Origin of the sequence: Arcicella rosea (assembly GCF_014204325.1) — a bacterium.
Classification (GTDB): Bacteria; Bacteroidota; Bacteroidia; order Cytophagales; family Spirosomataceae; genus Arcicella; species Arcicella rosea_A.
Genome location: NZ_JACHKT010000035.1, coordinates 20,149 through 34,332, shown reverse-complemented (window position 1 = coordinate 34,332; position 14,184 = coordinate 20,149). Strand labels below are relative to the sequence as shown.

General features: G+C 34.0%; 10 protein-coding genes. 3 read left to right on the top strand and 7 right to left on the bottom strand.

All coding sequences use genetic code 11. The annotated features are described in order from the left end of the window. Window positions 1-44: 44 nt before the first annotated feature. Together HNP25_RS18305 and HNP25_RS18300 are read left to right on the top strand one after the other, a co-directional pair. Window positions 45-2,969 carry a BamA/TamA family outer membrane protein gene (locus HNP25_RS18305; RefSeq protein ID WP_184136590.1) on the top strand — a complete coding sequence of 975 codons (2,925 nt, stop codon included), beginning with the start codon at window positions 45-47 and terminating at the stop codon, window positions 2,967-2,969. Between the two features lie 55 nt (window positions 2,970-3,024). After that, window positions 3,025-4,050, top strand: a complete 1,026-nt coding sequence (locus tag HNP25_RS18300) for a sensor histidine kinase (protein ID WP_184136588.1) — start codon at window positions 3,025-3,027, stop codon at window positions 4,048-4,050. Window positions 4,051-4,102: 52 nt separating this feature from the next. Here HNP25_RS18300 and nhaD read toward each other — a convergent pair whose 3' ends face one another. The 7 genes from nhaD to HNP25_RS18265 form a co-directional block, all read right to left on the bottom strand. After that, entirely contained in the window at window positions 4,103-5,374 is a 1,272-nt protein-coding gene (nhaD, locus tag HNP25_RS18295) for a sodium:proton antiporter NhaD (RefSeq protein ID WP_184136585.1), read from the bottom strand. A 265-nt stretch (window positions 5,375-5,639) separates the two neighbouring features. Then, window positions 5,640-7,007, bottom strand: a complete 1,368-nt coding sequence (locus tag HNP25_RS18290; RefSeq protein ID WP_184136583.1) for a HAMP domain-containing sensor histidine kinase — start codon at window positions 7,005-7,007, stop codon at window positions 5,640-5,642. 95 nt (window positions 7,008-7,102) lie between these two features. Continuing rightward, window positions 7,103-7,795: a response regulator transcription factor gene (locus HNP25_RS18285; protein WP_184136581.1), complete on the bottom strand. Its 693-nt coding sequence runs from the start codon at window positions 7,793-7,795 to the stop codon at window positions 7,103-7,105. A 78-nt stretch (window positions 7,796-7,873) separates the two neighbouring features. Further along, window positions 7,874-8,614 (bottom strand): HNH endonuclease domain-containing protein, encoded by a 741-nt coding sequence (locus tag HNP25_RS18280; protein WP_184136579.1) that lies wholly within the window; start codon window positions 8,612-8,614, stop codon window positions 7,874-7,876. Continuing rightward, entirely contained in the window at window positions 8,611-9,987 is a 1,377-nt protein-coding gene (locus HNP25_RS18275; protein WP_184136577.1) for an AAA family ATPase, read from the bottom strand. Before HNP25_RS18275 ends, HNP25_RS18280 begins: the two co-directional genes overlap by 4 nt. Window positions 9,988-10,353: 366 nt before the next feature. Next, on the bottom strand, window positions 10,354-11,637 hold the full coding sequence (gene hemL, locus HNP25_RS18270) for a glutamate-1-semialdehyde 2,1-aminomutase (protein WP_184136575.1): 1,284 nt from the start codon (window positions 11,635-11,637) through the stop codon (window positions 10,354-10,356). Window positions 11,638-11,904: 267 nt separating this feature from the next. Then, on the bottom strand, window positions 11,905-13,512 hold the full coding sequence (locus HNP25_RS18265) for an ABC transporter substrate-binding protein (protein ID WP_184136573.1): 1,608 nt from the start codon (window positions 13,510-13,512) through the stop codon (window positions 11,905-11,907). An 82-nt stretch (window positions 13,513-13,594) separates the two neighbouring features. Here HNP25_RS18265 and HNP25_RS18260 point away from each other — a divergent pair, with 82 nt between their 5' ends. Further along, window positions 13,595-14,050 (top strand): GNAT family N-acetyltransferase, encoded by a 456-nt coding sequence (locus HNP25_RS18260; protein WP_184136571.1) that lies wholly within the window; start codon window positions 13,595-13,597, stop codon window positions 14,048-14,050. The last annotated feature ends 134 nt before the right edge of the window (window positions 14,051-14,184 follow it).

Here is a 14,184-nt window from a genome sequence, read left to right as displayed (position 1 = left end):
GCGACTATTTCCATTTCCTAACCAATTTTTACTGTGTAAAATCTATGAGAAGAGTATTCTTTTTTTTATTCATCATGATTGGTGGATGCCAAATTTTTGCTCAAGAAAACGCTGTCAATTTATCTCAAAACCCTGCTTCGCTGAAATGGTCACAGATTAAAACACCTCACTTTCGCTTAATTTTTCCTAGCAATATCCAGTCATTAGGTGAAAGAACCGCCAATGTATTAGAAACAGTTTATCAGCCTGTCAGTAAAACACTTGGAAAAAATCCACGTCCGATTGCTATACTTCTTCAAAATCAAACGACTGTTTCAAATGGTTTTGTTACTTTGTTTCCTCGTCGTTCAGAATTTTATATTACTCCTCCGCAAGACTATACTTTACTCGGCACTAACAATTGGTTAGATTTATTAGCAATCCATGAATTTCGGCACATCGTTCAATACGACAAAGCATTAACAGGAACTACCAAATTAATGCACACTCTTTTTGGAAACAATGGTTTGGGCATCATCAACTCTTTGGCTGTTCCTAATTGGTTTACAGAAGGCGATGCGGTTGGAACAGAATCTGCATTGACTCATTCTGGAAGAGGAAAAATTCCTACTTTTGATATGGCTTTGCGTACACAGTTGCTGACAAAAGGCACTTATAGTTATGCTAAAGCCGTAAGTGGTTCATATAAAAATTTCATTCCTAATCATTATGTAAATGGTTATTTGATGACGTCTTATATGAAAACCAAGTACGGAGCCGATGCTTGGGATAAAATTTTGGAAGGAACATACAAAATGCCTTTTTATCCTTTTTCTTTTTCGAATAATATCAAAAAAGTTACAGGTTTAAAAACAGAACAACTTTACAAAAATGCTTTTGATGATGCCAAACAAGCTTGGGAAACACAGTTAAAAGACATTCAAGAAACAGCAGTTTCTCCTTTGAAAACTTCAAAAAACAAGTTTTTTACGCAGTACGAATTTCCACAAATTATTCCTGATGGCAGAATTATTGCCTTGAAATCTGGCTTGGCTGATATTCAACAATTTGTATTATTAGATAAGGAAAATAATGAAGAAAAATTACTTGAATTAGGTATTTTCAATAATGCAGGAATACTCTCTACTGCAGGTTCAAAAGTAGTTTGGTCTGAATTTAATTTTGATGTCCGTTGGGGACAAAAAGATTTTTCTGTCATCAAAATGTATGATTTTAATACAGAAATAACAAAAACACTTACTCACAAAACAAAATTTACAGCACCAGCTTTATCAAACGATGCTAGTAAAATTGTAGTGATAGAAAATACTCCTGAAAATAAATGTAGTTTAGTGATTTTAGAGGCTGAAAATGGACAGGAAATTGCAAGAATTCAGAATCCTAAAAATGCTTTTTACTTGCATCCACGTTGGACGGAAAACAATGAAATTATTGCTGTAAAATTACTTGATGACAAAAAAAACATCGTTACCATTAATCCTGAAAGCAATTTTGAAAAAGAATTATTTTCGCCAATTACTGAAAACATCGCTCATCCTATAAAAGTAGGCGATTACATTTTATTTAATTCAGGAGTAACAGGAATTGATAATATTTTTGCTTTTGATACAAAAACAAAAAAGCGTTTTCAAGTAACTAATCGAAAATTTGGTGCTTTTAATCCTGCCATTTCAAGTGATGGAAAAACGCTTTACTTCAACGATTTTACCGAAAATGGTAATCGCATAGTTGAAATGCCTTTTAATCCTACTAATTTCTTGGCTTTTGATGAATCTCTGAATAAACCTGTAAAGTTTTTTGGACAAATGCTGGTTCAAGAAGCAGGAGAAAACTTACTCAAAAATATCCCAAATCAAGTTTACGAAACCAAGCCTTATAGCAAAGCCAATATTTTTAATATTTATAATTGGGGTGCAGTTTTTAGTTCAAATAGCAATAATCTTAACGTTGGTCTAACTTCTCAAGATTTATTAAGTACTACTGCCATTAGTACTGGTTATTCATACAATGCCAACGAAAAAACTGGGCAATTCTTCGCTGATTTAAGTTTTGAAGCTTGGTATCCAAAAATCAATTTGAACTATACCAACGGGCAACGTCAAACGGATATTTATATAGATAAAAGCAGTCCAAGAGATAGTTTAAGATCTGATAAATGGAATCAGCAACAAATGGTATTGGGAGTGAGTTTACCATTTAATTTTACTCGTTCCAAGTATTATCAATCCATGGAAATTGGCGTAAATACGGCTATTTCACAAGTATCTGGCTACGATTTACAAGACCGTTACCTTTCTGAAAGTTTCAATGGTAATGTCAATTCAATGATTTATACTTTCGCATATTCAAGACAATTGAAAAGAGCCTTGAGAGACGTAGCACCACGTTGGGGACAAAGTATTAGTTTTTATGCACGAAATATGCCTTTTGGCGGAGATTTGAATGGTGGATTGACAGCGATTCAGGGAAGTATTTATGTCCCAGGTTTTTTAAAACATCATAGCATTCGTTTAAGAGCAGCTTTACAAAATCAGAGTGGTTTTAAAAATCCGAATGGTTCACCTAATAGCAAAGTATATATTTTTGGTAGTCCAACGTTTTTTCCTAGAGGTTATAACTATCGTGCTTTTGAAAACCTTAGTACAGGTTCAGTAGAATATCGTTTACCATTATTAGATCCCGACTGGAATTTTGGAAGATTAGTTTATTTAAAAAGATTAAAAGCTAATTTCTTCGCAGATTTTGGTCAAGGTGAAACCAATTATAACTGGACAGAAGTTCGAAATGGTCAAACGGTTACTTTTAAAGGTTCAGATAAAGGAAATTTCACTTCAATCGGCTTTGATTTTACCGCTCAGTTCCATCTTTTGCGTTTCTCACAACAATTTGAAGCAGGTTGTAGAGGGATTTATTTACCAAATCAAGGACGATTTATCTTTCAACCCTTGGTAATTGATATTGGTTTTTAAGAAAAAACATTTATGTTTGAGAAATAATCTATCAGTTCAAATTGGTACATCTAATATGAATTTTTTCTCATACCGAGTTTATTGGATAATGCAAGTTTCTTGGTGGCTCTTTACGACACTTGTTCTTAGACAACCAACAACAAAATACTTCAACCAGCCCATGCAATTGGGTTCCTACCTAACGATTAATTTCTTGGTGGGTCTTTTTTTTACACACTTTTATGCAAAAATTTATTTAACCAAAGACCGAGAAAACGGACAGATGATTGTTTTCCCTTTCGTTTCTTCCTTACTCTTGGGCTTAGTTTTTTTCTTGATTGATTACTTTTTTGGTTTTCAACGTTACCGAAAACCAAGTATGGGCATCGCTTTAGAAGCTTATGATTATTATCAATTTTTTATTGAATCTGTGCGATATGTTATTATTTGGTTTCTGTTTTTTCACCTCTTCCTAAGCAACAGAAAAGCCCAAAAGAAAGAATTAGAATTGGCAAATGCAGAAATGTCCTTGAAAACGGCAGAACTTGAAAACCTGAAAAATCAACTTAATCCACATTTTCTTTTTAATGCCATCAACAGTATTAAGGCTCTCACGATTTTCGACCCAGAACTTGCTCGTCAAGCTTTGACTGAGCTTTCTCAATTACTGAGAACGTCTTTGAGCATGGGCAATCAGCAATTAGTGCCTTTGTCTATGGAATTGACTTTAGTCAGAGATTATCTTTTCCTTGAAAAAATAAGGTATGAAAAACGTTTAGATTACTCTTTCGATATTAAACCCGAAACATTAAGTTTAAGTATTCCTCCGATGTCGGTACAACTTTTAGTTGAAAATGCAATCAAGCATGGAATTGGTAAAAACAAATTAGGTGGGAAATTAAGAATTATATCAGATTATAGTCAAAATATTTTTACACTAAAGGTAATAAACACAGGAAAAATTGTAAGTACGGCTAGTGAAGACGGCGTTGGAATGAAGAATTTACAAAAACGTTTGTTTTTGAATTTTCAAGACAAAGCATCTTTTACATTAACCCAAAAAGATGATTATGTTGAAGCAACAATTTCAATTATGATATAGCGAATTGCCAATAAATTGTTTGTATGATTTATTGGCAATTCACTAACATCCATTAAAAAAGTATCAAATAAGTAATAGCTCCAGCTAAATAACCAACAAAAGCCAACAAACTTATTTTTTTTAGATACCACATAAAGTCTATCTTTTCCATACCCATTACAGCTACACCAGAAGCTGAACCAATGATTAAAATACTTCCTCCCGTACCTGCACAATAAGCCATAAACTCCCAAAGTTTTGAATCCGTCGGGAAACTTGCTAAATCATACATTCCCATTGATGCTGCCACCAAAGGAACATTATCTATTATAGCCGAAGCTATACCTATTGCAAATACAATCACATCTTGATTACCGATACTACTGTCCATCCAAGTAGCGAGAGCCGTCAACAAATGTGTTGCTTCTAAAGAACCAATCGCTAACAAAATTCCCAAGAAAAATAAAATACTCGAAGAATCAATCTTACTCAGTGCGTGTGCAACTGAAAAAGGTTTTTTCTCAGCATCATCTCTGCCATGATGAAGTATTTCTGAAACAACCCACACAACTCCTAAGCCTAAAAGCACACCCATGTAAGGAGGTAAATGTGTAACGGTTTTAAAGATTGGTACGAATAGAAGCATCCCCAAACCTGTTGAAAGCATTATTATAGAGTGTTTTCTAGCCAAATACGTTTCATTTTCTACACTAATTTTAGAAGATGGCGAGGTAATATTTCCTTTCATCGTAAACGAAAGATAAATCAGTGGTACAAAAAGGGAAACCAAACTCGGAATCAACAATCCTTTGATGATAGCCGTTGCAGTAACTTGTCCGCCAATCCAAAGCATTGTTGTTGTAACATCGCCAATCGGCGACCAAGCCCCACCTGCATTGGCAGCAATAATGACAATTCCTGCAAAAAACATTCGTGTTTCTTTATCCTTAATCAATTTTCGCAAAACAGAAACCATTACAATGGCCGTGGTAAGATTATCTAAAGCAGCCGATAAGAAAAAGGTAATCAAACTGATTATCCAAAGTAAAGTAACTTTGTTTTTACTGGTAATTTTATCGGTAATAATCTTGAAACCATAATGAGAATCAATCAATTCCACGATAGTCATCGCCCCTAAAAGAAAGAAAAGTATTTCAGAAACGCTGCCTAAATGATGTGATAATTCTTCGCCAACTTTAGCAGGTTCATGGTCGAAAAGAATGTAAATCGTCCAACATAATACCCCTGTTATTAAAGCAGTTGCCGTTTTGTTAAGATGAATGGTGTGTTCAAAAGCAATTGCCAAATAGCCAATTACAAAAGTAAGAATTAATAAAGTTTGCATCGTTATGGTTTAAGAATATGGATTTGGTTAAATATTTACAGAAATGATTACTCACAAAAATCACCGTCAGCATAACTAACGGTGATTCCTTAACAGATCAAATTATTCTACTACGTTATAACAGAAATCCCATCATTATTTCATGTTTATCAAATCTTGATTTTTATCTCAAATAAGAAGAACACTGTTTATACGTCAAAGGTCTCGTTTTAATCTTAAGATGAGCTTAACCTAACATTAGAATTTGATTAGAAAGTACAAAATATCATTGATGTGGAATTTTTACAACGAATTCAGTTCCTAAATTCAATTTGCTTTTTACTTGAATAATGCCATTGTGAAGTTCAATAATATGTTTGGCTACCGATAAACCCACGCCAAATCCTTTGATATTATTGGTATTTCTGGCACGATAAAAAGGATTAAAAATATTGGGCAAATCACTTTTTGAAATACCAATTCCTTTGTCTTGGATTTTTACGATACAATACTTTTTATCAAAACTTAACAAAATATTGGCTTGTTGATTGGCAGAGTATTTACAAGCGTTTTCTAACAAATTGACAAAAAGGTTTTCTAACAAAACTTGATTTCCTTCAATTAAAGTAAGGTTATCTTCTTCTGGAATGATTTCAAAATCAAAAGTAATGCGATAATCTTGATGAATTTGCTGCACTGTTTTCTGGGCATTCAATAAAATATCTTCCGTCCTAAGCACCTCAAAAGTAAACTTTTCACCATCATCTGTGGCTTTAGCTAATTGCAATAAACCATTGGATAATTGAATAAGTCTTTCGGTATCATTCAAAATATTATTTAAGATTTGTTGATATTCCTTTGCGGAATACTCCTCATCCAAGCCTACTTGTACTTCTGTTTTTAAAGCAGCCAAGGGCGTTCTAAGTTCGTGCGAGGCTTGTGACACAAATTGTTTTTGCTGAATAAATGCCATTTCGAGTCGATGAAGCATACTATTGAAATTTACAGCAAGGGCTGCAATTTCATCTTTACCATTGCCTTCGTCTAATCTCTTTTTAAGATTATGAGCCGTAATCCTTGAAATTTCTTCATTCACTGATTGAATCGGTTTCAGGGCTTGACTGGCAAAAAATACTCCTAAAGCTATTGTGATAAGTATTCCCGACAATAAACCGATGGCTAATGTTTTGATAAGATTCTCTTTTTGTTCAATGCCGACGCTATCCGTGGCAGAAGCTATTACCACAAAACGGTCGAATTTCCCTTCGAACAATATCCCAATTACTTGTCTTTGATTACTTTCAAAAGTGACTCTTCCCTCCTTCCGAACCATTTCCAATAAATGATTATTAAGATAATTCGCTCGCTTTTCTACATTGGTATATAGTAGCTCATTTCTAAAATTATAGACAAATACTTCTTCGTCGGGCAAACGCAAAGACGAATTACTGTCCATTAATTTCAATAATCTGGGGGTAAATTCTTGTACATCTACCAACAAACGAGCGGTAGTATTTGAACGAGCTTGCAGGCGGTCATAGAAGTTTTTTTTGCGTTGACTTTCTGCCCGAAGAAAAACAATGGCAGAGAAAATCAGCAAGATAATCGCTACAATGATGGTAAACTGAATGGCTATTTTATAACGAATTTGCATGTATTACTAATAGTGATAAATTGTGACTGATGAGTTATGAATTTTAATACCACAATTAGTTCATACAATGAAGTCGTTTATCTTACAGATGCGACTTACAGCGTTTTTAATACATATCCTAAGCCTGTTTTAGTATGAATAAGTTTAGGCTCAAACTCACGGTCTATCTTTTTGCGGAGGTAATTAATATATACTTCAACGATGTTGGTACTTGTATCAAAATTCAAATCCCAAACATTTTCTACAATATCCATTTTGGATAATACTCTTCCTTTATTTCTAAGCATATATTCCAGCAGTTCAAATTCTCTGGCTGTTAGTTCAATACTTTGCTCATCTCGGCTTACGGTTTTACTTCTTAAATTCATCGCCAAATTGGCTTCTCGTAAAATCTCCGTACTCACATCTTGTTGTTGGTTCGCACGTCGAATCAAAGCCTGAATTCTAGCGGTTAGCTCTCTAAATTCAAAAGGTTTAACCATATAATCGTCAGCACCCTCTTCTAATCCTTTTACTTTATCATCTACCTCTCCCATCGCAGTAAGCATTAAAATCGGCGTAAGAATATTATTTTGACGAATAATTTTACAGACTTCAAAACCATTCATTAAAGGCAAATTGATGTCTAGCAAAATCAAATCATAGGTATTATTGGTAGCCAAACTAGCTCCCATAAAACCATCGTAGGCGGGTTCGACGATATAATTCTTTTTCTCTAATCCATTTCTCAGACTATCAGAAACCCTTTTATCATCTTCGATGAGTAATATTTTTTTATTATTTTCCATAAAATCTGAAGGTCGAGTTGATAATCAAAACCGTAACTCGGGTTTCCAACCCGATGAAGAGATTTGGCACTTTTTCTGTCAAGGTTTAGTATCTAAAGCACAAAATTTTAATTCATCTTCCAATACTTCTATTTCACTTGTCCAGAGATTATTGGCTATAAAAACGTTCTTAATTGCTAAAAAATGAGGGTCGTTTAATATTGTCGTTGCCACCGTTGCACTATAAGCTTCTTTTCTTGTTCCTTGTTTCAGCAAGTTTATAAGAAATCCAGTAAGTAATAAACCTTGATTCTCTGTTGTCTCCCTTTCATAAAATGATAGGAGATATTTCTGCTTACTAAGTTCAGCTTGAATTGCATCACGAATTGCCAACCTTGGTTTGAGTAAGTGTTCTGAATCATTTAATCCTAATATGATTACAGAATTCTTACCTTTAGGAGTTTTCCCTGACATAAAATGAAGTTCATCCAAGTAAAGATGCTCTTTAGGTATATCTCGAACAGGATGAACAATTGGATGGGTTTTATCTCCTTTTTTTGAATTACAAAACTTACTAGCAGGCAATAAATTATCCCATTCTACTACTTTATCTGGATATGCTGATTTAGGTAAAAAATGTTCTACTTCTACATACTTCCCTTCTACTCGAAGTTTAATTTCAGAATAAGCACATTTTCCATTACTCATTTCAAGTAATCTATTTTTAATAAATTCTTTATTCCAAACAGCACTTCCATCTTGTTTGAATTTTGCTGTTAGGTCTTCAACTAATTGTGGTGTAAGTTGAGAGGGTGGCGGAACTGCTTCTAATTTAATCATACTCCAATGGGCATTAAAGAAGACATTTGTATTTGTAAAACTTTGCGTTGATAACTACTTGGTGAAAGAATTTCGTCTAAATGCTTGTAAAGGCTCTGAGCATTTTCGTAACTATTTTCTAAAATAGCATTCTCAAACTCTTCCATCAATTTCAAGTATAAATCTGAACGAGTACGTTCTCCTAAACTCATTAACTCTGTTAAAATTTCATCAATCGTCCAACCTTGAAATGAACCAAATCTTTGTCTGATATTAATGCCATTTCCCTCTGGATTATCATCTTTTTCAAGCATTATCAAGTTTACATTATCAGCAGACTGGATAATAAGCGGACTATGAGCCGTAACAATAAATTGTACATTGGGGAACAAATCACTTAGGTACTTTATAATTTTACGTTGCCATTCTGGATGTAAATGCAAATCAATTTCATCTACTAACACAACTGACGAACCATGTAATGGATTAGGTAAATCTGGGAAAGTATCAAACATTCGCTTGGCTAAATCAGCTACCCAAGCCAAAGTAGCTTGATAGCCATAGCCTAAATCTTCCATTCGTACCCAATCGTTCGAGGTCAAAAATTCAGGAAAGGTTTCATAGCTTGATTTATCAGGAATCGTTTGGATACGAATATCACTTACATCGGGTAGTAATCCGTTGCACAATACATATTTTACTTGATTATATCTTTTTTCTGCTCCCTCAATTTTACTAATTGCAGCAAAATGTAATTCTTTCAACCATTCTTCTACATTCAATAATAAGGTTTTATTATCGAACAGACCTTGTGTACTATCTTCAGTTGGAGATTGAGAATCAACCATCATTCTTGAAGTGCCGTAACCGAATACAATAAAATCATCACGATCCTTTAAAAATCCAGTGTAAGTTAGCTTTTCATTAACTAAATCATTTACTATAAATGAAGTTAAATCTACATTTGTTATCCAATCTGATAATAACTCTTCAACTATTCCCTGTTCAATTGCAAACAATATATTTCCTTTATCATCAAACGATGAATTTTTCAATGGAATTAATTCATTGTTGTTAGTAGTCAATAATTGGTATCCAAAAAAAAGAAAATTCTTTTTAAAAGATATGTATTTCCTAAAAATATTTAAATTTCTAACATTAGTTTTAATGTCTTTCTCTCCTTCAAAAAGCTGAAACTGAAGCGACGCCAAAGCCCTCAATAAAGTAGTCTTTCCAACATTATTATTTCCTAAAATCACCGTCCATTGAATAGGCTTATTATTCCCATCATTCAAATTAATTTCATGATTACCTTTAAAACAGCGTACATTTTTTAGATATAGCTTATTCAAATAAACCCCAAATTGGTCTGTATTTTGTCTAAACGCATTCATTTTTTATTCAAATTTAGGAGTCAATGATTTTTAGTTTTTTCAGCAAGTCGGGTTGGAAACCCGACCTACGGTTTTAATTATGCCTATTCAATCTTACTTTATGAGCATTTCATTTTACTTTATGCTTATTCAATCTTACTAAATACCTGTTTCAGTTTACTAGATGACCATTCAATCTTACTAGATGCCTGTTTCAGTTTACTAGATGACCATTCAATCTTACTAGATGCCTATTTCAGTTTACTAGATGACCATTCAATCTTACTAGATGCCTGTTTCAGTTTACTAGATGACCATTCAATCTTACTAAATGCCTATTTCATCAAGTATTTCATTAGTAAAATTTTCTCAGATTGGAAATCCGAGCTACTGGATTTCTTGTAAGCTTTCGTAATTGGCTTGTAAAATAGTTGCTATATGTTCGTCTGTCAAGGCTGTTGAAAGGAACATGGCTTCATATTGTGATGGTGCTAAGTAAATGCCTCTTTTCAACATCGCTTGGAAGTACTTTCCGAATGCTACAGTATCAGAAGTTTTTGCATCTTCAAAATTGTTTACGGGCTTATCGGTAAAGAATAGCGTAAACATTGAACCAACATGATTTAAGGTATAATTCAATCCTAATTTAGCCATGTTTGCTTTCATACCATCGGTTAATCTTGTGCCTACTTCTTCCAAACGGGTATAAACCGAAGGCGTTTCGTTCAAGTGATTCAACATCGCTAAACCTGCTGCCATCGCAATTGGATTTCCTGACAATGTTCCTGCTTGATATACTGGTCCTGCTGGCGAAACGCAATCCATGATTTCTTTTTTACCGCCATACGCTCCTACTGGCATTCCTCCGCCGATGATTTTTCCCATTGTCGTCATATCAGGAGTAACGCCACAACGCTCTTGGAAACCTCCTTTTGACAAACGGAAGCCTGTCATTACTTCATCAAAAATCAAGATGATTCCTTCTTTATCACAGATACTTCTTAGTCCTTCTAAGAAACCTTCTGCGGGTTTTACTAAGCCCATATTTCCTACTACGGGTTCAAGAATGATACAAGCGATGTTTCCTTTGTTGGCATCTACCAAAGTTTGAACGGCTGCTAAATCATTATATGGAGCTGTTAAAGTATCGTTGGCTACGCCTTTGGTTACGCCCGGTGAATCTGGACTTCCGAATGTCATTACGCCTGAACCTGCGGCAATCAAAAATGAGTCTCCGTGTCCGTGATAGTTTCCTTCAAACTTAATGATTTTGTCTCTACCTGTATAACCACGAGCTACTCTTACTGCCGACATCGTTGCTTCTGTTCCTGAGTTTACCATGCGGACTTTTTCAACTGATGGAACCATCGAACAAATCAATTCTGCCATTTCTACTTCTCTACGAGTGGGAGCTCCGAATGAAAAACCGCTTTGAATGGCATCGGCAACGGCTTTTTCTACCAATTCATGGGCATGACCTAAAATCATTGGACCCCAAGAATTGATTAATTCTATGTATGAATTTCCATCTTCATCATGTAAGTATGCACCTTTGGCTGATTTTATAAAAATTGGGTTTCCTCCTACTGCACGAAATGCTCTCACAGGCGAATTCACGCCTCCAGGAATAAAGTTTTTAGCTTTTTGAAAAAGTTGTTCTGATTGTGTCATTGTTTTTGTTTTTGTGGAGAAACAAGATATTAGATACAAGAAGCAAGAGGCAGGAGGAAAGAAACAAGATATAAGATAAAAGAAACATTATTGAAGAGAAAAGACATAATCTAAGGTATTGATAATCAAATTATGATTGATAAATCTTACTTAATAACTTTTTATTTCATCAATTCTTAAATCTCGAATCTTATTTCTTGCATCTTATCTCTTATATCTCACTTCTTTCCTCTTGTATCTTGTATCTAACATCTCACTTCTAAAAATCTACTTTGCCAATACAAACTTAAAATTATCTAAAGTTGTTATTGGGCAAATTTGATTGTCTTGTGATTTGAAATAATTAAAGCCCATTAAAGTATAAGCATTGTTGTAAGTAGCGGGCGTATCTAAGCTTTTCCTGATATTATAACCATTTTTACCGAATAATCTTCCCCAAAAAAGTGCTAAATCATAACCATGAAAAGCATAATAAGAAGGAATTACGCCATACTTCGCTAAATAATCTTTACGAAAAGCATCTACTTCTGGTTTTTCATTATCTACAAATTCAGGATTAATACAATAAATTTCTCTTCCCGACAAAGTACCATTACTCAAATTATAAGAATTAAAAGCCTCTGCTGTGGTAACAAGTGGCGTCATGATTTCTTTTTTATTCAAAGCTGTAATCATCGAAAGTCCAGCCTTTTTATCAGAAGTTGACATGAAGATATGACTCACTCTTTTTTCAGGTAGTTTAGCGACGATGTCTTCCGAATAAGATTTAATCTTCTCGAATTTCACAATTTCATAACCAATCTTTTCCATTTGTTCACGATAGCTTACCGCCATCAGAGAATCATTTTGTGCATCAGAATAATAAATCGCAGTATTTCTTCCCAAAAATGCTTGTCTGCTCACAAAATCTGCCGCTTTAGCAGCTTGCATCGCCAATGAAGGTTGTGCCAAGAAAGACAAGTTATAATCTTGTAAAATCTTTTGATTGTTCGACATCGGATTCACAATCGGAATCTGATTGGCTTCACAATAAGCTGTTGCGATTTTATTGGTTTCGGTATAAAGTGGACCAACCAACAAATCCATCATTTGAAAAGAACGATTATTTACAAGCTCAAGCATTTCATCAGGCTCGTTTATCATGTCATAAACAAAGCAATTCAAGGTAATTCCCTCTTTCAAAAGTTGTGCTTTCGCTAGTTTCATACCTTGATATAAATCCAATGCATACTGATTTTTACGGGTTTTATCTGGTCCAAAACTATCAATTTCAACTGGTAACAATAAGCCAAAATTGAAATAGCCTTTACTTGTTCTTGACTTTGTAACACCAGCAGAAGTAGTATTAATGACGATATTTTGTTGCACTTTATCCGACAAACTTGTTTCGTTAGGATATTTCTTAGATAATTCTTGAACTAATTTTGGAGCGTCAATCTTACGTACGTAAAATGCTTTCATCTCGTTCAAATCATCCTGTAAAGAATCTGCTGGGATTTTTTGAGCAATGCCAAAAGCTTCCGAATATTTTTTATCTTCAAAAGCCAAAAGTGTCAACAAAAAGTTAATTTCAGTTTTATCAGTCCACGACGGGTAAACTGTAATCAAATTCTTCAATGCAGTTTTCGCCGCTGAATATTCTTTTAGTTTTATCGCACTTAATGCAGAAAAATAAAAAGAATTAGGCACAAGTGCTGAGACCAATTGGCTATTGGAGAGATTCGTGAAGGCAAATTTTGCTTTTTCGTACTCGTGATTTTTATATAATTCTAGTGCTTTTTTATAAGCTAACTCATATTCAGGAAGTGAATTCTGAGCCTTCCCGACTTGGAAAGTAAACAGTAGCAATAAAATCCAGATAAATCTATTTAGCATATTTGAAAGTTTGAGTTTTACAAAGATAATAAACTTTGTATATTCACGATTGTATCAATTACTCATCAAAACTAAATTCATAATGAACATTCACTGGTACCTCAAGCATTTCAGAGACTTAACTACAATCGAATTATACCAAATTCTACAACTTCGTAATGAGGTTTTTATTGTTGAACAAAATTGTCCTTTCCAAGATTTAGACGATAAAGACTTAATTTCTTTTCACTTTATTGGTTTTGATACCAGCAGTCAAAAGATTGTAGCCTATACTCGTTTAATTGCACCCGGTATTTCCTATGAAGAAGCCTCAATTGGTAGAGTTGTTACTTCTCCTTTAGCTCGTGGCGGTGGTTTTGGTAAAACTTTAATGTTTAAGTCAATTGAAATGATGGAAGAAATCTTTGCGGGCAGTCCAATCAGAATCGGTGCACAATTATATTTAAAGCAATTTTATGAATCTTTTGGCTTTCAACAAGTTAGTGAAATTTATTTAGAAGATGGCATCGAACATATCGAAATGTTGAGGAATGAATAAAACAAATCCGTATTTTAGCGAACAAAAAACGTAACATCATTTAGAAAAAAAGCTTTTTAAAGCATTATCATTTGAGCAAAAACAAGATTCAAACACTGTCAGATACGCTTAATTACTTCTCTGTCAAGTTTATA